This window comes from Streptosporangium sp. NPDC049376 (genome assembly GCF_044466505.1).
Classification (GTDB): Bacteria; Actinomycetota; Actinomycetes; order Streptosporangiales; family Streptosporangiaceae; genus Streptosporangium.
The window spans coordinates 860954-883508 of record NZ_JBITMT010000002.1; the positions used below are offsets into that span (position 1 = coordinate 860954).

Annotated in this window: 23 protein-coding genes; 9 read left to right on the forward strand and 14 right to left on the reverse strand. The window is 71.3% G+C overall.

Annotated features, from left to right (window positions below; all coding sequences use genetic code 11):
* Window positions 1-7 precede the first annotated feature (7 nt).
* From tsaD to ACIBVQ_RS09345, 10 genes are all read right to left on the reverse strand, one after another.
* On the reverse strand, window positions 8-1039 hold the full coding sequence (tsaD, locus tag ACIBVQ_RS09300) for a tRNA (adenosine(37)-N6)-threonylcarbamoyltransferase complex transferase subunit TsaD (protein ID WP_399176624.1): 1032 nt from the start codon (window positions 1037-1039) through the stop codon (window positions 8-10).
* Entirely contained in the window at window positions 1032-1484 is a 453-nt protein-coding gene (gene rimI, locus ACIBVQ_RS09305; RefSeq protein WP_352015562.1) for a ribosomal protein S18-alanine N-acetyltransferase, read from the reverse strand. Before rimI ends, tsaD begins: the two co-directional genes overlap by 8 nt.
* Window positions 1481-2164: a tRNA (adenosine(37)-N6)-threonylcarbamoyltransferase complex dimerization subunit type 1 TsaB gene (gene tsaB / locus ACIBVQ_RS09310; protein WP_352015563.1), complete on the reverse strand. Its 684-nt coding sequence runs from the start codon at window positions 2162-2164 to the stop codon at window positions 1481-1483. The genes rimI and tsaB overlap by 4 nt, the downstream gene beginning before the upstream one ends.
* A gap of 98 nt (window positions 2165-2262) precedes the next feature.
* On the reverse strand, window positions 2263-2814 hold the full coding sequence (locus tag ACIBVQ_RS09315; protein WP_352015564.1) for a class F sortase: 552 nt from the start codon (window positions 2812-2814) through the stop codon (window positions 2263-2265).
* Window positions 2815-2823: 9 nt separating this feature from the next.
* A complete protein-coding gene (locus ACIBVQ_RS09320; protein ID WP_362773171.1) occupies window positions 2824-3480 on the reverse strand; it encodes a hypothetical protein in 657 nt (218 codons plus the stop codon).
* Between the two features lie 179 nt (window positions 3481-3659).
* The gene (gene tsaE, locus ACIBVQ_RS09325) at window positions 3660-4112 is read right to left on the reverse strand and encodes a tRNA (adenosine(37)-N6)-threonylcarbamoyltransferase complex ATPase subunit type 1 TsaE (RefSeq protein ID WP_352015566.1); all 453 of its coding nucleotides are present in this window, start codon (window positions 4110-4112) and stop codon (window positions 3660-3662) included.
* Window positions 4109-5203: an alpha/beta hydrolase gene (locus ACIBVQ_RS09330; RefSeq protein WP_362916306.1), complete on the reverse strand. Its 1095-nt coding sequence runs from the start codon at window positions 5201-5203 to the stop codon at window positions 4109-4111. Before ACIBVQ_RS09330 ends, tsaE begins: the two co-directional genes overlap by 4 nt.
* 20 nt (window positions 5204-5223) lie before the next feature.
* Entirely contained in the window at window positions 5224-6345 is a 1122-nt protein-coding gene (gene alr / locus ACIBVQ_RS09335) for an alanine racemase (RefSeq protein ID WP_352015568.1), read from the reverse strand.
* Between the two features lie 146 nt (window positions 6346-6491).
* Window positions 6492-8000 (reverse strand): NAD(P)H-hydrate dehydratase, encoded by a 1509-nt coding sequence (locus ACIBVQ_RS09340; protein WP_399176628.1) that lies wholly within the window; start codon window positions 7998-8000, stop codon window positions 6492-6494.
* Window positions 8001-8049: 49 nt separating this feature from the next.
* On the reverse strand, window positions 8050-8400 hold the full coding sequence (locus tag ACIBVQ_RS09345) for a holo-ACP synthase (protein ID WP_352015570.1): 351 nt from the start codon (window positions 8398-8400) through the stop codon (window positions 8050-8052).
* 126 nt (window positions 8401-8526) lie between these two features.
* On the opposite strand from ACIBVQ_RS09345, the gene ACIBVQ_RS09350 reads away from it, so the two are divergent.
* Window positions 8527-9306: a hypothetical protein gene (locus ACIBVQ_RS09350; protein WP_399176630.1), complete on the forward strand. Its 780-nt coding sequence runs from the start codon at window positions 8527-8529 to the stop codon at window positions 9304-9306.
* Here the strand turns inward: ACIBVQ_RS09350 and glmS are convergent.
* Window positions 9293-11137, reverse strand: coding sequence for a glutamine--fructose-6-phosphate transaminase (isomerizing) (gene glmS, locus ACIBVQ_RS09355; RefSeq protein ID WP_386193987.1), 1845 nt, complete (start codon window positions 11135-11137; stop codon window positions 9293-9295). The two genes, ACIBVQ_RS09350 and glmS, sit on opposite strands and share 14 nt — an antisense overlap.
* Window positions 11138-11292: 155 nt before the next feature.
* On the opposite strand from glmS, the gene coaA reads away from it, so the two are divergent.
* Window positions 11293-12195, forward strand: coding sequence for a type I pantothenate kinase (gene coaA / locus ACIBVQ_RS09360; protein WP_386194092.1), 903 nt, complete (start codon window positions 11293-11295; stop codon window positions 12193-12195).
* A 3-nt stretch (window positions 12196-12198) separates the two neighbouring features.
* Here the strand turns inward: coaA and ACIBVQ_RS09365 are convergent, their stop codons facing one another.
* Together ACIBVQ_RS09365 and ACIBVQ_RS09370 are read right to left on the reverse strand one after the other, a co-directional pair.
* On the reverse strand, window positions 12199-12849 hold the full coding sequence (locus tag ACIBVQ_RS09365; protein ID WP_352015617.1) for a response regulator transcription factor: 651 nt from the start codon (window positions 12847-12849) through the stop codon (window positions 12199-12201).
* Between the two features lie 46 nt (window positions 12850-12895).
* The gene (locus ACIBVQ_RS09370) at window positions 12896-14008 is read right to left on the reverse strand and encodes a sensor histidine kinase (RefSeq protein WP_399176632.1); all 1113 of its coding nucleotides are present in this window, start codon (window positions 14006-14008) and stop codon (window positions 12896-12898) included.
* 113 nt (window positions 14009-14121) lie between these two features.
* Here ACIBVQ_RS09370 and ACIBVQ_RS09375 point away from each other — a divergent pair, with 113 nt between their 5' ends.
* From ACIBVQ_RS09375 to ACIBVQ_RS09405, 7 genes are all read left to right on the forward strand, one after another.
* Window positions 14122-15105, forward strand: coding sequence for a DUF418 domain-containing protein (locus tag ACIBVQ_RS09375; protein ID WP_399176634.1), 984 nt, complete (start codon window positions 14122-14124; stop codon window positions 15103-15105).
* A 45-nt stretch (window positions 15106-15150) separates the two neighbouring features.
* Window positions 15151-16116 carry a DUF389 domain-containing protein gene (locus ACIBVQ_RS09380; RefSeq protein ID WP_399176636.1) on the forward strand — a complete coding sequence of 322 codons (966 nt, stop codon included), beginning with the start codon at window positions 15151-15153 and terminating at the stop codon, window positions 16114-16116.
* Between the two features lie 90 nt (window positions 16117-16206).
* Complete coding sequence (locus tag ACIBVQ_RS09385) at window positions 16207-17127, forward strand: ABC transporter ATP-binding protein (RefSeq protein WP_352015576.1); 921 nt, start codon at window positions 16207-16209, stop codon at window positions 17125-17127.
* Window positions 17120-18001, forward strand: a complete 882-nt coding sequence (locus tag ACIBVQ_RS09390; protein WP_386193998.1) for an ABC transporter permease — start codon at window positions 17120-17122, stop codon at window positions 17999-18001. The genes ACIBVQ_RS09385 and ACIBVQ_RS09390 overlap by 8 nt, the downstream gene beginning before the upstream one ends.
* Window positions 17998-18912: an ABC transporter ATP-binding protein gene (locus ACIBVQ_RS09395; protein ID WP_352015578.1), complete on the forward strand. Its 915-nt coding sequence runs from the start codon at window positions 17998-18000 to the stop codon at window positions 18910-18912. Before ACIBVQ_RS09390 ends, ACIBVQ_RS09395 begins: the two co-directional genes overlap by 4 nt.
* Window positions 18913-18915: 3 nt before the next feature.
* Complete coding sequence (locus tag ACIBVQ_RS09400; RefSeq protein ID WP_352015579.1) at window positions 18916-19632, forward strand: ABC transporter permease subunit; 717 nt, start codon at window positions 18916-18918, stop codon at window positions 19630-19632.
* Window positions 19633-19944: 312 nt separating this feature from the next.
* Window positions 19945-20925: a helix-turn-helix domain-containing protein gene (locus ACIBVQ_RS09405; protein WP_399176639.1), complete on the forward strand. Its 981-nt coding sequence runs from the start codon at window positions 19945-19947 to the stop codon at window positions 20923-20925.
* A 274-nt stretch (window positions 20926-21199) separates the two neighbouring features.
* Here the strand turns inward: ACIBVQ_RS09405 and glmM are convergent, their stop codons facing one another.
* Entirely contained in the window at window positions 21200-22555 is a 1356-nt protein-coding gene (glmM, locus tag ACIBVQ_RS09410; protein ID WP_362773207.1) for a phosphoglucosamine mutase, read from the reverse strand.

Genomic DNA, 22555 nt, shown 5'->3' on the forward strand with positions numbered 1-22555 from the left:
CCCTCCGTCACACGTGGACCGTGGTGATCGGCAGCGAGGAGTCGGCGGGGATGTCCAGCGGGGAGGGGGAGATCCCGGCCGCGACCAGGTCGGAGCCGAGCGTGGCCACCATCGCCCCGTTGTCGGTGCACAGGCCGGGCCGGGGGACGCGCAGCCGTACACCCGCGGCGTCGCAGCGCTCCTGGGCCAGGGCCCGCAGCCGGGAGTTGGCGGCCACGCCACCGCCGATCAGCAGGTCGCGCACGCCGTGCTCCCGGCAGGCCAGCAGGGCCTTGTGGGTCAGCACGTCGACCACGGCCTCCTGGAAGGAGGCGGCCACGTCCGGCACGTGGATCGTCTCACCGGCGCGCTCCCTGGCCTCGACCCAGCGGGCGACGGCGGTCTTCAGCCCGGAGAAGGAGAAGTCGAGTGTCCCGTCGTCGTGCTTGCCCCTGGGGAAGGCGATGGCCGTACCCGAGCCGCCGCCCGCCACCCGGTCGATGTGGGGACCTCCGGGGAAGGGCAGGCCGAGCACCCGGGCCACCTTGTCGAAGGCCTCTCCGGCGGCGTCGTCGACGGTCGAGCCCAGCGGGATGACCTCCTTGGCGACGTCGGGCACCAGCAGCAGCGAGGAGTGACCGCCGGAGACCAGCATCGCGATGCAGGGCTTGGGCAGGGCGCCGTGTTCGAGCTGGTCGACCGCCACGTGGGCGGCCAGGTGGTTCACGCCGTACAGGGGCACACCAAGTCCGAGCGAGTAGGCCTTGGCGGCGGCGACGCCGACGAGCAGGGCGCCCGCCAGGCCCGGGCCCGCGGTCACCGCGACCGCGTCGATGTCGGTCAGACGCAGACCCGCCTGGTCGAGGGCGCGCTCGATGGTCGGGGTCATCGCCTCAAGGTGGGCCCGTGAGGCGACCTCGGGCACGACGCCGCCGAACCGGGCGTGCTGCTCGACGCTTGAGGCGATCGTGTTGGCCAGCAGGGTGTGCCCCCTGACGATGCCGATCCCGGTCTCGTCACAGGAGGTCTCGATGCCCAGCACCAGGGGTTCGTCACGCATTGAGGTCCTTCTTCATCATGATCGCGTCGGTGCCGTCCTCGTAGTAGCGGCGGCGCAGGCCGATCCGCTCGAATCCGAACCTCTCGTAGACGGCCTGGGCGCCGGAGTTGTCCGCGCGCACCTCAAGGAAGACCGACGTGGCGCCACGCCGTACGGCCTCGGTGAGCAGCTCGGTCAGCATGGCCCCGCCGATCCCGGCCCGGCGGTGGCCCTCGGAGACGGCGATGGTCTGCACGTCCGCCTGGTCCCCCGCGGCGTAGAGCCCGGCGTAGCCGACGATCTCCTCGCCGACGACGGCGACCACGTAGTGCCTGGTCCTGGGCTGGTCGTCCAGCTCGCCGCGGAGCATGCCCTCGCTCCAGGCGTCCAGCGGGAAGGTCTCCCGCTCGACCTTCATCACCTCGGGCAGGTCGTCGTGGGTCATCGGGCGCAGGACCACGCTCACGCGGAGACCCTCTTCGGCGGCGCGGGCACCTGGGCGTCGGGACGGCGCAGGTAGATCGGCCTGGGCAGGCTCAGCACGGGGTGCGTGCCGCTCTCCACGACCTCCGCGACGTCGGGCCGGCCGAGCTGTTCGGCGGCCAGCGCCGCCATCGCCCCGGCGAAGGGGTACTCGGGCGCGTCGAGCAGCCGGGAGGCGCCGACGACCTCGGCGTACATCCGCGCGCCCGCGCCGACGAGCGGCAGGTCCGCGGGCAGGTCCTGGGGTTTGTCCACGGCGGGGCCGGACAGACGGGTCCGCCGGTCCTCGTAGTGACCCCAGAAGACCTCCTTGCGGCGGGCGTCCGTGGCCACGAGGAAGGGCTCTTCGAGCCCGCTGCCGTAGGCCACGGCGTCGAGCGTGCACAGGCCGTAGGCAGGCACGCCCAGCGAGGTCGCCAGGGCCTGGGCGGTGACCAGGCCGACCCGCAGCCCGGTGTAGGGACCGGGGCCGGAGCCCGCGACGACGGCCGTGACGTCGGCGAGGACGACACCGGCCTCCCGCAGGACCGTCTCGATCGTGGGAACGAGCAGCTCGCCGTGCCGACGGGCGTCAACCGTCGTCGACTCGGCCAGGACCCTCTCACCGTCGTGCAGCGCTGCGGTGACGGCGGGGGTCGCGGTATCAAAGGCCAGGACCAGCACGAACAGTTAGCCTAGTCCGTCTCGGATCGGGTCAGGTCCTCGCTTCGACGAGCGCGCGTCGATCCGCGCGCCGACCTGGCCGGCCGCTCCGTCCCGGATCAGGTCTTCGCCTTGACGAGGGTGGCGTAGACGATGACGTTGTCGCGGTACTCGTGCTTGTCCCAGTCGAAGGTGCCGCCGCAGGTGATGAGCCTCAGGCCGTCCTCCAGATAGACCTTGTCCGCGGGGAAACGGTCCTTGCTGGTCTGCTCGATGGAGTCCACACGGTACTGGGCGACCTTGCCGTCGCTGCGCACGACCTTGATCGCCTGCCCGGCCCGCATCTGCTTGAGCTTGTAGAAGACGGCCGGGTCGGTCTTGGTGTCGACGTGCCCGAGGATCACCGCCGAACCGGGGTCGCCGGGGACGGCGCTCTCCTTGAGCCATCCGGCCTCGTCCGGCCTGTCGAACGGCGGCAGGTCGATCTGGCCGTCCGTGACGCCGAGTTTCATCAGGGGCGCCTCGATGCCCAGCGAGGGGATGTCGAGGCGCTTGGGCACGACCGCGGCGCGGGCGGGGGTCTCGTCCCGGTCGCCCCTGTTGATCGCGACCATGACGAAACCGGTGACGAGCCCGGCGACGACGATCCGGGTCCAGCGGGAGGAGGCCATCGGTTACCGCTACGAGCGGCGACGCCGTACGACGAGGTAGCCCGCTCCGCCGGCCAGGGCGACGGCGAGCAGGGCCCCGGTCGTGCCGAGCGGCATGCCCGAGCCGTCGTTCGGACCGCCCGCTGCGGTGCCTCCGCCGCCGGTCGCCGGGCCGTGGGTCGAGATGATCGTGCGGGTCGGCTTCGGACGCGAGGTCGGCTTCGAGCTCGACTCTCCGTCGGAGACGATCCTCAGGCTCGCCTTGCCGGTGTCGTTGGTGCCCTCGCACCGGGTGTTGACGTCGTAGACGCCCGTCTTGGCGCCGTCGGCGACGGTGGCCTGGCCGCGGACCCAGGGGCGCGCGGCGGGCGTGCCGGTCGCGGAGGCGGAGGGGCTCGGAGTCGCCAGGATCGGCTCAAGGGTGATCGCGGCGCTGAAGACCTCGGCGGAGGCGGTTCCCCGGTGTTCCGGGCCGCCCTCGGGGATGGGGCAGTTGGCCAGCACCCACACCTTCTGCCCGGCCTTGGCGCGGGCGGGCTGGAGCTGGACCTCGATGTCCTGCCTGCTGATCGTGGTCCGATCCGCCACGGGTGAGGTGTTCCCGTTCGTGCCCTCCGTGGTGGGCTGGGCCGAGCATCCGGCCACTCCGAAGAGGGCGGCAGCCCCCAGAACCGCGACACGCTTCACCCTTGGCACCCGTCGCACTCCACTTCGCAGTCCGGCCGACGACCCTGGCTCGGCTTAACTTCCCGCCTGATCCCCATTAAACATGGACATAACCGCATGGTCGATCTTCGGTCCCGATCATCTATCCCAAGTGGGATGTGATGCCAGAGTGCCAGGATTCCCGGGCCTACGGGGGTGAATCAGACAACGCCCTCCCAGCGGGCGCCGACGCCGCGCAGCCGTACGGTCCGTTCCTCGGTCTCGCCCGCGGCCTCGGCGCGCTCGACGCTGATCTCAAGGCGGTCCTCGGTCAGCCCCTCGACCAGGCCCTCACCCCACTCGACGACCGTCACCGAGTCTTCGAGGGAGGCGTCCAGGTCGAGGTCGTCGACCTCCAGGTTCCCGCCGAGACGGTAGGCGTCGGCGTGCACCAGCGCGGGGCCGCCGGACAGCGAGGGGTGGACCCTGGCGATGACGAAGGTCGGGGAGGTGATCGGCCCGCGCACCTTCAACCCCTCCGCGATCCCCTGGACCAGGGTCGTCTTGCCCGCGCCCAGCGGCCCGGACAGCACCGCGAGGTCTCCCGCGCGCAACAGCCCGGCCAGTTCGACGCCCAGCTCGCGCATCTCCTCCGCGGTCGCCACGACTCTCACCGGTTCGTCTCCTCTGTGTCCGCGGGCTCCGTGCCCCCTGGTTCGGCCGCCGCCCGCTTGAGCAGGTCGCGCAGCGCGTCGTTGACGACGGTAGGCCGTTCGAGCTGGATCAGGTGCGAGGTTCCGGGAACCTCGGTGAGCTGGGCCCGTGGCAGCGCGGCGGCGATGGCCCTGCTGTGCTCGATCGGCGTCAGCCAGTCCTTGTCCCCCACGATGATGGAGGTCGGCACGTCGTCCAGGACGCCGAGCGCGCCCAGTTTGTCGTGCGACATCAGCGCGGGGTAGAAGTCGGCGATCACCTCGAACGGCGTCGAGCGGATCATCGACTCGGCGAAGTCGACCACCGTCGGGCTGACGTTCTTCGGGTCGCCGAAGCCCAGGTGACGCAGCAGCAGGAAGGCCACGTCGTTGCCCGCCTGCCGCCCCTTGTCGACCAGCGCGCCGCCCCTGCCGAGCAGGGCGACCGTGCCGGGGGTGACCCTGTGCACCGCCCTCGACAGCAGCGCCGGAAGCCCCAGGGAGATCTCGGCCAGCTTGCCCGCCGAGGTGGAGATCAGCGCGACGCCCCTGACCTTGTCGCCGAACAGGTCGGGGTGGCGTTCGGCGAGCGCCATGACGGTCATCCCGCCCATGGAGTGGCCGACCAGGACGCACGGGCCGGGCACCAGCTCCTCGATCACCTCGGCCAGGTCGTCGCCGAGCCGGTCGATCGTGCACCCCTCGGCGCCCGCGTGCGGCGAGCGCCCGTGCGCCCGCTGGTCCCACAGGACCAGACGGTGGGAGTCGCGCAGGTCACGCCGCTGGTAGTGCCAGGAGTCCAGGTTGAGCGTGTAGCCGTGGCAGAGCACCACGGTGAGCGGGGAGTCCTCGACGCCGTCCACCTCGGCGTAGAGACCGACGCCGTCGGAGGTGGTGACCCTGACCGGCTCACCGCGCAGCTCGCCGAGGGGCTCGCTCATCTCCAGGTCGGGGCGGAGCCTGATGCGCCCGACCGCGTACCGCTTGGCGAGGGCCGCGGCGGCCACCCCGGCGGACGCGGCGCCGACGACGGCTCCCGCGATGCCGACCCTGCGCCGTGCGGTGTTGCTCATGCGACCCCCAGCCGTGCCTCTCAGTGGTAAACGCGCGGAACCCGCGATCCGATCCTGGTCACGATCTCATGTGTGATCGTGCCAAGGGAATCCGCCCACTCCTGCAGGGTCGGCTCGCCCAGCGACCCGTCACCGAAGACGATGACCTCGTCGCCCTCGGTCAGCGGGTCGTCCCCGACGTCGATGACGAACTGGTCCATGCAGACCCGCCCGGCGACCCGGTGCCGCCTGCCGCCCGCGAACACCTCCGCGAGGTTGCCCGCGTGCCGCATGATGCCGTCGGCGTAGCCGAGGGGGACCAGGCCGAGCGTGGTCTCGCGCCCGGTGAGGTAGGTGTGGCCGTAGGAGACCCCGGCGCCCGCGGGCACCCGCTTGGCCATCGCGATCCGCGCGACCAGGGTCATCGCGGGCCGCAGCCCGAAGTCGCCCATCTCGGGGATGGGGCTCAGCCCGAAGACCGCCAGACCGGGGCGGACCATGTCGTAACGCGCCCTGGGCAGCGTCAGCACCGCCGCGGAGTTGGCCAGGTGCCGGATCACGTGCGAGCCGCCGATGCCCGCCCGCTTCGCGACCGCCACGGCGTCGTCGAAGGCGTCAAGCTGGATGTCGATGGACGGATGGCCGGGCATGTCGGCGCAGGCGAGGTGCGACCAGAGTCCGACGACCTCGACGGTGCCCTCGACCTGTCGTTTCATGGCACGCTCCACGAGCGTCGGCCACTCGGCGCCGGACGCGCCGCCCCTGCGGATGCCGGTGTCCACCTTCAGGTGCACCCTGGCCGTCCTGCCCGTACGGCCCGCGGCCTCGGCGATGGCGTCCACCAGCCACACGGCGCCCGCCGACAGGTCGATCCCCTGGACGATCGCCTCCTCAAGGGGCTCGCCCGGCGGGATGATCCACGCCATGACCGGCGCCGTGATCCCCTCGGCCCGCAGTGCCAGCGCCTCACGGATGTAGGCGGTGCCGAGGCGGGTCGCGCCCCCCGCGAGACTGGCCCTGGCGGAGGCGGCGAGGCCGTGGCCGTAACCGTCGGACTTGACCACGGCCATGGTCTCCGCACCCTGAGAGCGCTCCCTCAGCAAGGCCACGTTTTCCCTGATGGCGGAGAGGTTCACCCTCGCCTCGGCAGGGGTCATCGGCATGCTCATTCCCCCAGTCTCCCAGGTCAGCGGTCTAACCTATGCCAAAGGCACCTCTTTTGGGACGTTTCCGGCGACGCATCATCGCCCCGGCAGGGGGCCGGGACGAGGTGTTCACCTGCCCTCCCGACCCTGTCCGAAACCCCCGCCTATCTCGACCGGAAACCGGGTTCGAGGAGAGACCGCAGCACGCCCTGGACGGCCTCAAGAACATCCCAGGCCGACAGGGGGCCGTCCGCGCCCGCCAGGCCGTGCAGATGGGCCGCGCACGAGGCCGCGTCGTAGGGGTCGAGTCCGGCGGCCAGCAGCGTCCCCGCGATCCCGGCGAGCACGTCCCCGGTGCCCGCGGTCGCCAGCCACGGGCTGCCGGTGAGGTTCACCCTGACCGGCAGCCCGCCCCGCGCCACGAGCGTGGTCGAGCCCTTGAGCAGCACGGTCACGCCCAGCTCCGCCACCGCCCGCCGTACGTGGTCCAGCGGGTTGGCCTCGATCCGCTCCCTGGGCACGCCGAGCAGCCGCGACAGCTCCCCCGCGTGCGGGGTGACCAGCACCGGGGCCGTACGGCGCAGCAGCGACCTGTCCTGGGCGACCAGCGTCAGCGCGTCGGCGTCGACGAGCACGGGCACCTCGCTCGCCAGCACGGCGCGGACGACCTCCAGCGACTCCGGTCCCGTCCCGAGGCCGGGACCGAGCACCCACGCCTGCACCCGGCCGACCTCGCCGATCCCCTGCCCCGGCCCCAGCTCCGTGATCACCGCCTCCGGCCAGCGGGCGCGCACCTGCGCCACCGGCTCGGCGACCCCGGCGTAGCGGACCATGCCCGCTCCCGACCTGACGGCCCCGCCGACGGCCAGCACCGCGGCCCCGGTGTAGCCGTGGCTCCCCGCCGCGACGCCGACCACCCCCCTGCGGTACTTGTCGGACGTGGCGTCCGGCCTGGGCAGCAGCGCGGCCACGTCGGCGCCGGTCAGCGCGGTCACCTCGGGCTCCGGTGTGTACGGCCCGAGCCCGATGTCGACGAACTCCACCCGTCCCGCGTGACGCGCCCCCGGGCTGACGAGCAACCCGGGCTTGTAGGTGCCGAAGGTGACCGTGACGTCCGCCTCGACCGCCTCCCCCTCGACCCGCCCCGTGGTGGCGTCGACCCCGCTCGGCACGTCCACGGCGACGACCAGGGGCCCGTCGCCCGCCGCCCGTCCCGAGGCCTCCCGGGTCAGCCCGGCCAGCGTCGAGTACGGCTCACGCGGCGCCCCCGTTCCACCGATGCCGAGCAGGCCGTCCATGACCAGGTCGGCCGCCCCGAGCAGCGCGCGCGCCCGCTCCCGCCACCCGTCCTGGGCCGCCCTGATGTCGAGGACGCGTCCCCCGGCGCGGCGCAGGGCCGCCAGGCCGGCCTCGTGGACCCGGGTCCCGGCCAGGACCGCCTCGACCCTGGCGCCCCTGGCCGCCAGGCGGGCCCCGGCGAACAGGGCGTCGCCCCCGTTGTCCCCCGAGCCGACCAGCAGCACGACCCGCGAGCCGTACACGCCGCCGAGCAGCGCCGCGCAGGTCACGGCGAGGCCGGTCGCGGCCCGGTCCATGAGCGTGCCGTGGGGCAGCTTCGCCATCAGGGCCGCCTCGGCCGTCCTGACCTGATCGGAGGTGTGAGCGCTGAGCATGATCCGACGGTATCCCGTCCGGCCCACGCCACACCGTGAGGCCGTACGGTCAGCCCTCGGCGATCACGTAGGCGACGGCCACACCCCCGTCGTGCGTCAGCGACACGTGCCACCGGACGACGCCCAGGGCCACGGCGACCTCGGCGACCGCGCCGTGGACGCGCAGCTCCGGCCTGCCGTACGCGCCGGAGAGCACCTCGGCGTCGAGGTGGCTCAGCCCCGGAGGGGCGCCGAGGGCCTTGGCGACGGCCTCCTTGGCCGCGAACCGCGCCGCCAGGGACCGTACGGCCAGCCCGCGCTCGGCCTCGGTGAACAATCTGGCCCGCAGGGAGGGCGTCCTTTCGAGCGACGCCGCGAACCGCGCGACGTCCACGACGTCGACCCCGATGCCTACGATCACGGTTCCAGGCTAGGGTCTGTCCCCGGTACCCACTTTCCCGCCCCGGCAATCCATGGATGTTATCCACAGGTTGTGGACACATCCTCCATGGCCAGATATGTCGGTCTCCGCTTCTAGGGTGATCACATGCTCTCGCTGGCCGTCGTGGCCGTCCTGATGGCCTTCGCGGCCCGTTACTGGTCGGGTCCGGTCCATCCGCAGCGGATCACGGCGTTCGCCAGGCGCCACGCGCTGGCGATCACCCCCGGCGCCGAACCGGTCGTCCGGCACTACCTGCGGACCACCCGCGTGTGGCGGGCCCCGGGGCTGGTCGCGGGGCTCTTCCTCACGATGCCCATGATCCCCTTCACCGATTTCGGGCTGCCGTTCGGGATGTCGATCGACCCGTTCAGCGGCTGGTTCCTCGGGGTGCTCGGGGCCGAGCTGGCGATCGGCTCCAGACGGGATCCGGGGCCGGTCGCGGCCGTCACCGCCCCGCCCCGGCTGCTGTCCCCCCAGGCCCGCGCCTTCCTGTACGGCGGCGCCGCACTGAGCGCGGCGAGCCTGCTGATCGGGATCGGCGTCGCCCTCACGGGAACCCCCTCCCCCGCCCTGCCCTGGACGGGGGTCGGCGCCGCCGTCACGGGTGGAACGCTGCTCCTGGTCCGCTCCCTGCGGCTGCGCCCGATCCCGGCGGCCCCGGCCGACGTGGTCGCGGCCGTGCTCGCCACCCGGTCCCGGTCGGCCCACACGCTGGCCACGGGCAACGCGGTCTTCGCCTACGCCTGGGGCCTGGTCGACGTCCCCATGACCGCCTGGGGCGACCTGCCGGTGGGCGTCGTGGGCCTGCCCCTGGTGGTCGGCGCCTTCCTCACGGGCACCCGGCAGTGGGCGATCACCGTGGGGCCCCCGGCTACTCGACCGTGACGGACTTGGCCAGGTTGCGGGGCTGGTCCACGTCATGACCCTTGGCCGTGGCCAGCTCGCAGGCGAAGACCTGCAACGGCACGGTGGCCACCAGCGGCTGCAGCAGGGTCGGCACCGCCGGGACACGGATCAGCGTGTCGGCGTACGGCTCGACCGAGGTGTCGCCCTCCTCGGCGACGACGATGGTCTTGGCCCCCCTGGCCCTGATCTCCTGGATGTTGGAGACGATCTTCTCGTGGGTCACCCGCTGACCGGACGGCGAGGGCACCACGACCACGACGGGCAGCCCCCGCTCGATCAGCGCGATCGGCCCGTGCTTGAGCTCTCCGGCCGCGAAGCCCTCGGCGTGCATGTAGGCGAGTTCCTTGAGCTTCAGCGCCCCCTCAAGGGCGACGGGGAAGCCGACGTGACGGCCCAGGAAGAGCACGCAGCGCTCGTCGGCCAGGGAACGGGCCAGCTCCCTGACCGGCTCCATCGTGGAGAGCACCTCCTCGACCCGCGCGGGCATCTCCCACAGCCTCGCGACGATCTGGGAGATCTCGTCGCCGAACTTGGTCCCCCTGACCTGGGCGAGGTAGAGCGCGACCAGGTAGCAGGCCACGAGCTGGGTGAGAAAGGCCTTGGTCGAGGCGACGGCGATCTCCGGGCCCGCGTGGGTGTAGAGGACGGCGTCCGCCTCACGCGGGATCGTGGACCCGTTCACGTTGCAGATGGCCAGCACCCGGGAGTGCTGTTCGCGGGCGTGCCGTACGGCCATCAGGCTGTCCATCGTCTCCCCGGACTGGCTGATCACGATGATCAGCGTGTCGCGGGTGAGGATCGGGTCGCGGTATCTGAACTCGCTGGCCAGCTCGACCTCGCACGGGATGCCCGCCCAGTGTTCGATGGCATATTTCGCGATAAGTCCGGCGTGGTAGGAGGTGCCGCACGCGATCACGATGATCTTGTTGATCTCCCGCAGTTCCTCGGCGGACAGCCGTACCTCGTCCAGCGTCAGCAGCCCGTCCACATCGATCCTGCCCAGCAGCGTGTTCGCGACCGCCCGGGGCTGCTCGGCGATCTCCTTCAGCATGAAGTGGTCGTAGCCGCCCTTCTCCGCCGCCGAGGCGTCCCAGTTCACGTGGTAGTCCCGCGTCGGGACGGGACGACCCTCGAAGTCGGTGACCGTGATCTCGTTGGCGCGCAGCCGTACCACCTGGTCCTGGCCGAGCTCGATCGCCTCCCGGGTGTGGGCGATGAAGGCCGCCACGTCGGAGCCGATGAAGTTCTCCCCCTCACCGCGCCCGACGACCAGCGGTGAGTTGCGGCGGGCGCCGACCACCGTGTCCGGCTCGTCGACCGAGACGGCCAGCAGCGTGAAGGCCCCCTCAAGACGCCGGCAGGTACGGCGCATCGCCTCGGCCAGCCCCAGGTCGGCGAACTCCTCCAGCATGTGCGCGACCACCTCGGTGTCGGTCTCCGAGTCGATCTTGTGGCCGTTGTCCTCAAGCTCGGCCCGCAGCTCGGCGAAGTTCTCGACGATGCCGTTGTGGATGACCGCGATCCGCTCGTGGCAGTCGGTGTGCGGGTGGGCGTTGCGATCGGTCGGCGCGCCGTGGGTGGCCCACCTGGTGTGCCCGATCCCGGTCGTCACCGGCGGCACCGGGTACCCTGCCAGGCTGGAGCGCAGGTTGGCCAGCTTGCCCGCCCGCTTCTCGACGGTGAGCTCCCCGTCGGTCCCGACGAGGGCGATCCCCGAGGAGTCGTATCCCCGGTACTCCAACCGCCCCAGCCCCTCGACGACCACGTCAACGGCCCGCCGCCCGCCGACGTACCCCACGATTCCGCACATGGGATCCCCCTTTCGTCCGAACGAGATAGGGAGAACGTGCCCGCAGGCTCGGGATTCCCGCCCGGTATCGGGCAAAGCCGTCCCCACCGAAAGGCACTTTTGACCGATCAGTAGGCTTCGGAGCTATGGCCAACGGGTTGGACGGCACGCCGTATGTGGAGCTGAGCCGCAAGCAGTGGGGCGAGCTCCGCAAGAACACGCCGCTGACGCTCACCGAGGAGGAGCTCGCGGAGCTGCGCGGCCTCGACGACCCGATCGACCTGGCCGAGGTCACCGACATCTACCTGCCGCTCACCCGGCTGCTCAACCTCCACTTCACCGGGGCCAGGCAACGCGGCGCGGCGGTCAGCACCTTCCTCGGCGCCGGGCAGCGGCCCTCGCCGTACATCCTGGGCATCGCGGGCAGTGTCGCGGTCGGCAAGTCGACCACCGCCAGGCTGCTGCACACCCTGCTGGCCCGCTGGCCCGAGCACCCCAGGGTCGACCTGGTCACCACCGACAGCTTCCTGTACCCGAACACGGTGCTCACCGAGCGGGACATCATGCACAGGAAGGGCTTCCCCGAGAGCTACGACCGGCGGGCCCTGGTGCGCTTCGTCGCCGACGTCAAGGCCGGTCTGCCCGAGGTCAGCGCCCCGGTCTACAGCCACCTTGAGTACGACATCGTCCCCGGCGCGGTGCAGACCGTGCGCAGGCCGGACATCCTCATCGTCGAGGGTCTCAACGTCCTGCAACCGGCTCCTCCGACGGCGCTGGCCGTCAACGACTACTTCGACTTCTCCATCTACGTGGACGCCAAGGTCGAGCACATCCGTGACTGGTACGTCGACCGCTTCCACAAGCTGCGCCGTACGGCCTTCGAGGACCCCAAGTCCTACTTCAGGCACCTGGCCGAGCTGTCCGAGGAGGAGGCGACCGCCTTCGCCAAGGACATCTGGCGCGACATCAACGAACGCAACCTGGTCGAGAACATCGCCCCCACCAGAGGCCGCGCGGGCCTGGTCCTCTACAAGGGCCCCAACCACTCCGTCCGCCGCGTACGGCTACGCCGCATCTGAGGCTCACTCCTGGCCCGTCAGGTGGTTCTCCCAGGCCCAGGCCAGGATCCCCACCCGGTTGCGTACGCCCAGTTTGGTCTGGACGCCTGACACGTGTCCCTTGACGGTGCTCAGCGCGATGAACAGTTCGTCGGCGATCTCCTGGTTGGTGCGCCCCCTGGCGATCGCCCGCACGACCTCGACCTCCCGCGCGGTCAGGGAGTGCGCCGGGGACGCCCCGGTCGTGATCCGGGCGCCCCGGGTGGCGAGGTGACGCAGCAGCCGCAGTGTGATCGACGGTGAGATGAGCGCGTCCCCGGCGTACGCGGCCCGCACCGCCTCGACCAGCAGGGACGGACCGGCGTCCTTCAGCACGAACCCCGCCGCGCCGCAGCGCAACGCGCCGTGGACGTACTCGTCCAGGTCGAACGTGGTGACCATGACCACCCTGGGCGGGGCCTCGGCCAGGGCGCGGGCCACCTCGATCCCGTCGAGGCGGGGCATCTGGACGTCCACCAGGCACACGTCAGGGCGCGTCCTGCGGGCCCGCTCGATCGCCTCGACGCCGTCGCCCGCCTCGGCGACCACGGTGATGTCGGGCTGGTCCTCAAGGATGATCCGCAGACTGGCCCGGATCATCGGCTGGTCGTCGGCCAGCAGCACCCGGATGGTCATGGACGCCCTTCCAAGAGCGCGGGTGGCTTCGAGGGCGCGGGTGACGTCATCGGCGTCCACCCGTGGGAACGGTGGCACGGACGGACCAGCCCGACCCCGGGCGGGGACCCACGGTCAGGGTGCCGCCGACGGCTTCGAGGCGTTCGCGCATCCCGATGAGGCCGTACCCGGCACGACGGAGGCGGGCGGGCGCCCGTGAGGCGTCGTCCGTGACCTCGACGGTGACGACGGCGTCCGCCTGGGTGATGTCGACGGCGACCGTGCCCGCGTGCCGGGCGTGCCGGGCGACGTTGGTCAGCGACTCCCGTACGACCCGGTACACGGTGCCGCTCACCTCGGGCGGCCAGCCGGACGGCTCGGCCTCCAGCCGCAGACGCACCCGGCCCTTGAGGCCCTCGAAGCCCTCGACCAGTTCGTCGAGCCGTTCGTGGCCGACGGGAGCGCCGTCGCGCAGGAGGCCGACCACGCGGCGGGTCGCCGCCAGGGCCTCGGAACCCGCGGTCTCGATGTCGGCCAGGGAGCCCTCCGTCCTCTCCGGGTGCTTACGGGTGACGAGCCGGGCCGCCTGAGCCTGGAGCACGATGCCGGCGATGTGGTGGGCGGCGACGTCGTGCAGCTCCCTGGCCAGTTCAAGGCGCTCGGCACGCCGTATCCGCTCGACGACGGCACGGCGGCGGACGGCGAGCAGCCGGAAGGTCAGGCCGGTCGCCAGGCCGGTGAGCCAGACCAGGCCGCCCAGCACCGGTACGGCCGAGCCGGGATGAGCCAGGAGACCGCCCGCCACCACGGCCAGGCCCCCGACGGAGACGCCGCAGGCCGTACGGACGGGGAGCGTCCTGACCGCGGAGCCGGCGAGCACCGCCAGACCGAGGGAGGCGGCGGGACCGGGTTCCGCCGGCAGGTGGACGAGCCCGCTGACGAGGACGGCGAGCGCCGCCACGGTCAGGCCCGCGACGGCGGTCCTGAGCGGGTCGCGGCGGCGGGCCAGGGCGAGCGCGCACACCGACGCGCCGGTGACCGCGTCCAACAGCCAGTGCCCCGCGCCCCAGCTGTCGGCGATCCGGTACGCCTGGAAGGCGACGGCCGCCGCGAACACGATGCCGGACACAGTGCCGAGCCCGGCGCCGGCCAACGCCCTGAGCCGATCGGGTGCCTGCACGGTGTCCAAGGCTAGGAGAGGGGGCCACCCGGCCGGTACCGGCCGAAAGTACCGTTCCGGCCCTGCTTTGCGCCGATGTGAGAGGCGGGTCGTGGTCCGCAGGATGAGGCCCCATGTCATATGAACTCCGTCAGCGACGTCCGCGGATCGCGGCGCTGGACGTGATCCGCGGATTCGCGCTGTGCGGGATCCTGCTGGCCAACGTCCAGCCGATCGCCAACGCGGGCAGAACGGTCATCCTGGAGGGACAGGCGAGTCCCACGGACCTCTGGCTGGGTCTGTTCGTCGAGCAGCGCTTCTATCCGATCTTCTCGCTGCTGTTCGGCGTCGGGTTCTCACTGCTGCTGAACTCGGCCGGGGAGCGAACCGCCCGGCCCCGGCTCCTGCTGACGCGCAGGTTGCTGGCCCTGCTCGCCATGGGGGTGGCGCACCATCTGCTCCTCTGGGAGGGCGACATCCTGGCCGTCTACGCCCTCGTCGGACTGGTGGTGCTGCTGCCCTCGACCTGGTTGCCCCGGTGGGCGGTGGCGGGGCTCGCGGCCGTACTCCTCACGGGCGCGCTGGCCCTGGCCGGTGGGCCGTTCTCGCTGGTGCCGGGGCTCTTCCTGCTGGGTTCCGCGCTGACCCGGTACGGGGTGACCGACCGGATCGAGCGCTCGACCCGGGTCCCCGCGGCGCTCGGCCTCCTCCTGGCCGTGCTCGCGGTGCCCGTGGTGTGGCTGCAGGTCAGGGAGGTACGGTTCACCCTCACCCTGGCGCTGGCGGGTCTGCTGATCGCGGGCGTGTACGTCTGCGGGACGCTCGTGCTGCTCAGGACACCGCTGCGGGCCGTACTGGAGAGCCTCTTCGCGCCGCTGGGACGGATGGCGCTGACCAACTACCTGACCGCCACCGTGCTCGTCCTGGCGGCCACCCGGCTGGTTGGCGGGGTTCCGCAGGAGTGGTCGACGGCCACGGTCCTGGCGATCGCGGGCGTCATCATCGCCGTCCAGTGGGTGTGGTCGGCGCTCTGGCTCAGCCACTACCGCCAGGGACCGGTCGAGTGGCTGTGGCGATGGATCACCTGGGCCCGCCGTCCCGCCCTACGCGCCTCGTGACCACGGTGCCGAGAGGGTGCGCGGCGCCCGCACTAGGGTTGCCCCGTGCTGCATTTGCGCGTGATCAGTCCCCCTGGACACACCGAGGACGTGCTCGGGCTGCTCGACGACGCCGTCGGGGTGACCAACCTCGTCGTGCTGCCCGGTGTGGCCCGTTCCCCCAGGGGCGACCTGGTCCAGTTCGACGTCGCCAGGGAGGCCGCCAACGAGGTGATCGAACACCTCCAGCACCTCGGCCTGCGCGCGGAGGGCTCGATCTCCGCCGAGCAGATCGACCTGTCCATCTCCGAGGCGGCCGACCGCGCCGAACAGGAGGCCCCCGGCGAGAGCGACGACGCCGTGATCTGGTCGGAGCTCGCCACCCGGGTCGCCGCCGAGTCCAGGATCACCTGGGCCTTCCTCGCCTTCCTCGCGATCGCCACCCAGCTCGCGGGCATCGGCGTCGTCACCGACTCACCGATCCTCATCGTCGGCGCGATGGTCCTCGGGCCCGAGTTCGGCGCCGTCGCCGCCATCTGCTTCGGCCTGCTGCGCCGTGACGGACGGCTGATCGCCGGAGCCCTGCGCGCGCTGGCCGTCGGCTTCGCCTTCGCCATCGCGGTCACCCTCGCCTGCGCCCTGGTCTCCCGGGGACTCGGCTGGATCGGGCCGTCCAGCCTCAGCCGGCACGACGAGATCGAGTTCATCGTCAAACCCGACCGGTGGTCGTTCATCGTGGCGCTGCTGGCGGGCGCGGCCGGGGTGCTCTCGGTCACCGCGGGCAAGTCGTCCGCCCTGGTCGGCGTCTTCATCTCGGTCACCACCGTCCCGGCCGCCGGATACTTCGCGGTCGCCGCCTCCCTGGCCCGCTGGGACGACATGACCGCCTCCGTCATCCAGCTCACGGTGAACATCGCGGGCATGATCATCGCCGGTACGGCCACGCTCCTCGCCCAGCGGGCCTACTGGGCGAGGTTCGGAGTACGGCTGCCCGCACGGCCCCGCCGGGGGACACCCTGGGAAAAGCCCTGAGAGACAGACGTCCCGACCGAACTTTCGGACGATGCGCCACTCGTCCGTGTGGGTGAGGAATTACCCCCATCCGCTAGGTAGGGTCCGAGCATGACCATCCTCGCCACCGAGGGACTAACCAGACGCTTTCCCCGGGTGACGGCGCTCGACCAGCTCACCGTGAGCGTGGGTCCCGGCGTCACCGGCCTGGTCGGCGCCAACGGCGCGGGCAAGTCCACTCTCATCAAGATCCTGCTGGGCCTGCTCGACCCCTCCGCGGGGAGGGCGCAGGTGCTCGGCATGGACGCCACGACCCAGGGCGCCGAGATCCGCCGGGTCGTCGGATACATGCCGGAGCACGACTGCCTGCCCCCCGACGTGTCCGCCACCGAGTTCACGGTGCACATGGGGCAGATGTCCGGCCTGCCGCGTACGGCCGCCAGAGAGCGCGCCGCCGACGTGCTGCGCCACGTGGGCCTGTACGAGGAGCGCTACCGCGTGATGGGTGGCTACTCGACCGGCATGAAGCAGCGGGTCAAGCTGGCCCAGGCGCTGGTGCACGACCCCCGCCTGGTCTTCCTCGACGAACCGACCAACGGTCTCGACCCCCAGGGCCGCGACGAGATGCTCGCGCTGATCCGCAGGATCGGCACCGAGTTCGGCATCAGCGTGCTGGTGACCTCCCACCTGCTGGGCGAGCTCGAACGCGTCTGCGACCACGTCATCGTGATCGACGGTGGCAGGCTGCTGCGCTCCTCCTCGATCGAGGAGTTCACCCAGACCACCCAGACGGTCACGGTCGAGGTCGAGGAGGGCCGCCAGGCGCTGGCCGCCCGCCTGACCGAGCTGGGCGAGACCGTCGCCGAACACGGCCGGGCCCTCCTGGTCCAGGTCCGCGCGCCGGAGACCTTCGACACGCTCCGCGACGCCGTCTGCGACCTCGACCTGTGCCTGGTCCGCATGGAGCAGGGGCGCCAGCGCATCGAGGACGTCTTCAGAGAGCCGGTCAGCAGGGAGTCCGCCGATGTCTGAACCGACGGGTGTCATCCACGACATCGGATACCGCCACTACGACGGGGTACGGCTCGGCCGCAGGCACGCCACCGTGGCGCTGGCCGTGCACAGCCTGCGCGGGGTGTTCGGCCTCGGCCGTACCGCACGGGCGAAGATCATCCCCTTCCTCATCGTGGGCGCCATGATGCTGCCCGCGGTCGTCTCCATCGCGGTCATGGCACTGCTGCGGCAGAGCGTGATGACCTACACCTCCTACGGCGTCACCATGCAGGCGGTGCTGGCGGTCTTCCTGGCCTCGCAGTCGCCGTACGCCGTGGCGCCCGACCTGCGCTTCCGGGTGCTGCCGCTCTACCTGTCCCGCCCGGTGACGCTGTGGGACTACGTCGGCGCGAAGCTCGCGGCGATGGTCACGGCGATGTTCCTGCTGCTGGCCGTACCGCTGACCGTGCTCTACATCGGTGAGCTGGTCGTCGACATGCCGGGCTCCTCGCCCACCGGCAACTACCTGACGGCCATGGCCGGGGCGTTCGTCTACGCGCTGCTGCTGTCCTGCGTCGGCGTGGCCATCGCCTCCTTCACCCCGCGCCGCGGCCTTGGGGTGGCCTCCGTCATCGCGTTCTACCTGCTCACCTCGGCGGTCTCGACCCTCGTCTCGGCGACCATGGAGTCGGTGAACAACTACACCGCCTCCGGCTGGGCGTTGATGATCAACCCGTTCTTCCTGGTCGACGCGGCGGTGCACGTCGGAATCTTCGGTGCCGCCCCCTCCTCCCCCGTCGTCTACCCGAGCGGTGGCGGCGCCGTCGCGCTGCAGTCGCTGGTGGTGGTCGCGCTGATCGCCCTGTCCGTGATCGCCCTGGTCACCCGCTACCGGAAGGCGGCCGCGCGATGAACATCGAACTGGCCCAGGTCTCCCGCTGGTACGGCAACGTGGTGGCCGTCAACGACGTCACCATGACCGTCGGTCCCGGCGTCACCGGCCTGCTCGGCCCCAACGGGGCGGGCAAGTCCACGCTGCTGCACATGATGGCCGGATTCCTGGCCCCCTCCGGCGGCACCGTGACCCTCGACGGCGTCAAGATCTGGCGTAACCACGAGGTCTACCGCTCCATCGGCCTGGTCCCCGAGCGCGAGGCCGCCTACGGCTTCCTGACCGGCTGGGAGTTCGTGCTGTCCAGCGCCAGGCTCCACCGGCTGTCCGACCCCGAGGGCGCCGCCCGCAAGGCCGTCGCCACGGTCGAGATGGAGACCGCCGCCGAACGCAGGATCGAGACCTACTCCAAGGGCATGCGCCAGCGGATCAAGGTCGCCGCCGCGCTCGTGCACGACCCCCAGGTGCTGCTGCTCGACGAGCCGTTCAACGGCATGGACCCACGCCAGCGCATGCACCTGATGGACCTGGTGCGCGCCATGGGCGCCGCGGGCAAGACCATCCTGTTCAGCTCGCACATCCTGGAGGAGGTCGAGCGGGTCGCCCAGCACATCGAGGTGCTGGTCGCGGGCCGCCACGCGGCCACCGGCGACTTCCGTGAGATCCGCCGCAGGATGACCGACCGGCCCCACGTGTTCCGGGTCCGGTCGAGCGACGACAGGCGGCTGGCCTCGGCCCTCATCGCCGACGGTTCCTCCAGTTCGGTCTCCCTCACCCAGACGGGCCTTGAGGTGCAGGCGGTCGACTTCCGGCGGTTCACCTGGCTGCTGCCCAGGGTCGCCAGGGACGCGGACGTGCGGATCTGGCAGATCTCCCCCGCCGACGAAGACCTGGAGAGCGTCTTCTCCTACCTGATCAACAGGAGCAGCTGACCCATGAACGCTGTCATCGCCGGAATCTCCTACCGCGCGCTGCTCGGCCGCAGAAGGATCTGGCTGCTGGTCCTGCTGCCGGTCCTGCTGATCGCCCTGGCCGTGCTGCTGCGGATGATCAGCGGCGGAAGCGAGCGGATCGCGGTCGAGTTCATGCAGAAGTTCGCCCTCGGCGCCATCCTGCCCCTGCTCGGCCTGATCGCCGGGACCGGTGTGATCGCCCCCGAGATCGACGACGGAACGATCGTCCACCTGCTGTCCAAGCCGATCTCCCGCCCGGCCGTCGCGCGGACCAAGTTCCTCGTCGCCGCCTCCGTCCTGGCGGTGTTCGCCGCCGTGCCGACCCTCGTCGCGGCCTACCTGCTGGTCGGCTTCGAGTCCGGCATCGCGTTCGGCTTCGCGATCGGCGCCCTGGCCGGGGGCTTCGCCTACGCGGCGCTGTTCATGCTGCTCGGCGTCCTGACCAGGCACGCGGTGACGGTCGGCATCGCCTACGCGCTCATCTGGGAGGGCGTGGTCGGCAACTTCGTCCCCGGTGCCAGGAGATACTCCATCCAGCAGTGGGCGCAGACCGTCGCCGACCAGGTCTCGTCCTCGTCGTTCCTGTCCAGCGACCTCACCATCGGCTTCGCCGCGACCGCCCTCCTGCTGATCACCGCCGGAGCCGTCCTCTGGGCGGGCCAACGCCTACGCTCCTTCTCCCTGACCGGCGACGAGTAGGCGTCCCCGCGAGGCCTGCCGGAACCGTCGACGGGTCAGGGTCCCTGACGCACAACCGGGCCCCACCCGTGAGCCGTCCCGGGACGGTCCACGAGTGGGGCCCTTCTCTCCGTGTCATCACGCCGCCGCAGAGGCCGGGCAGGCCCGGATGTTCCGGTTCTCCCAACAATCCATCGGTCGCCCGCATCCAACCAGTGGTGGTAACCCGCAGAATCTGAGATGCGAAGGGGCCTGTTTCGTGTACATCGGTGAAAACGAGGGACCGGTAACACTTCTTTCGGCGGATACGAAACGCCACGCGGAGAACCGGCGATGATCGGGACCGTGCTCCGCACCGAGGAACTCCCTGCCTCCGACCGGTTCGCCCGGTGGCACGAGACGACGTCGCGGGCCCTGGTGCCCGTCCTGGCGCGCAGCGACCAGGAGGCCGACTTCCGCGCCACCACACACGTGCTCGCCCTCGGCCCGGTGCAGGTGCACGTGATGACCTGCCCGCCCCTGCGTCTGTACCGCACCTCCGCGCTGGTCCGCCGGTCCGACCCCGAAACGTACTGCCTTTCGTTCGCCCGGCGTGGCGCGACACAGACGACCCAGTTCGACAGGCAGACGACCGCCGGCCCCTGGGAGATGTCGTTCTGCGACACCTCGCACCCCTATCACGGCCGTATCGTCGCCGACCACACCGGCAGCTTCGAGGGCGTCGTCCTGCAGATCCCCAAGGCCGTGCTCCCGTTACCCGCCGACAGGCTCACCTCTCTCGCCGCCACCCTGCTGCCCGCCCGTGACGGTGTCGGCGCCCTGCTACGCCACCACCTGGAGGCGCTGGTACGGCACACCTCCGGCTACACCGCAGCCGACGCCACCCGCCTTTCTGCCGTCACCGTGGACCTGTTCGCCGCGGTGTGCGCCCACCACCTCGACACCGTCCTGCCGCCGGAGACCGACCGGCAGGTGCTGCAGAAGCGCATCCACGCCTTCATCCAGCGCAACCTCGGTGATCCCGCGCTGGGCGCCGAGGTCATCGCCTCCGCCCACCAGATCTCCGTGCGCCGCCTGTACCAGCTCTTCCAGGAACAGGGTCTGACCGTGGCCGCCTGGATCCGCCAACGCCGCCTGGAGCACTGCCACCGCGACCTGGCCGATCCCGCCCTGCGCTCCCAGCCGATCCACCTCATCGCCGCCCGCTGGGGCTTCGCCAGCAGCGCCCACTTCAGCCGTGCCTTCCGCGCCGCCTACGGCGTCTCCCCGATCGGCCACCGCTCATCGTCCGAACGGGCCGTGGCGCGGCCGTGACCCGAAGGCGCAGAAATCGCCAACGACAATCGCGGAATCCATCGATGACATATCAGCGATGAACCGAAAAGCCAGTCCCATGGCGCGCCACGGAACACCTCAAGTACCGGAACACGGCCCTTGGGAAAGCGAAACAAGAAAGTCCGCGAAAAAGCCCCGGACGGCACGGCGATCCGGCGGCGCACCCCCGTGAACGGCGAAACGCCCGGCGCGCCAGGCGCGCCGGGCGACGATCGCCGCGGCTCCGGCCCTCACGGACCGGCCGTCACATCCCTCAGACGCAGGCCGTACGGACGACGTCGGCCAGGTGGCCCGCCATCCGCTCGGCCTGCTCCGCGGAGGAGGCCTCGACCATGACGCGGATCATGGGTTCCGTGCCGCTCGGACGGATCAGCACCCGTCCGTTCTCCCCCAGCTCCAGTTCGACCGCGGCGACCGCCGCGGACAACTCGGGCGCGGAGGCCTTGGCGCGGTCCACATCCTTGACGTTGACCAGGATCTGCGGGAGCCGGGTCATCACCGAGGCGAGCTCGGCCAACGGCCTGCCCGTACGGGCCACGACCGACAGCAGGTGGAGTGAGGTCAGCAGACCGTCCCCCGTGGTGGCGTGGTCGAGCAGCAGGACGTGTCCCGACTGCTCCCCACCGAGGTTGTAACCACCGGCCCGCATGGCTTCGAGCACGTAACGGTCACCGACGGCCGTCTCGATCACGTCGATGCCCGCGTTCCGCATCGCGATCTTGAAGCCCAGGTTGGACATCACCGTGGCCACCACGGTGTCGCCGACCAGTTTGCCCTCCGCGTGCATGGAGGTGGCGAGGACCGCCATGATCTGGTCGCCGTCGACGACCTCTCCGGTGTGCGAGACCGCCAGGCAGCGGTCGGCGTCCCCGTCGTAGGCGATACCGAGGTCCGCCCCTCTGGAGACCACGACCTGCTGGAGCTTGTCCAGGTGGGTCGAACCGCAGCCCGCGTTGATGTTGAGACCGTCAGGACGGGTCCCGATGGTCTCGACGGTCGCCCCGGCTCTGCGCAGTGCCTCGGGCGCCACCATGTGGGCGGCCCCGTGCGCGCAGTCGAGGACGATGTTCAGGCCGTCCAACCGGCCGGAGACGGTGGACAGCAGGTGGGAGACGTAACGGTCGGCCTCGCCGTACGCCTCGCGGACACGGCCGACGTCCGAGCCGACGGGGCGGTCCCACTTCTCGCCGAGCCGTTCCTCGATCTCGTTCTCCACCGCGTCGGGCAGCTTGTAGCCGCCGCGGGTGAGGAACTTGATCCCGTTGTCCGGAGCGGGATTGTGGGAGGCGGAGATCATCACGCCCATGTCGGCTCCGAGAGCCGTGGTCAGATACGCGACCGCCGGGGTTGGCAGCACGCCGAGCCGGAGAACATCCACGCCAGACGACGCAAGGCCGGCGACCACAGCGGCCTCCAGGAACTCTCCTGAAGCCCGCGGGTCCCGGCCCACGACGGCGACCGGGCGGCCACGCCGCCCGACGCTGGCGTTGAACGCCCCGGCATCGCCGAGGGCATGAGCGGCCGCCACGGACAGGTCCATGGCGAGCTCGGCCGTGAGGTCGCGACCCGCGACCCCACGTACCCCGTCGGTGCCGAAAAGGCGCCCCAA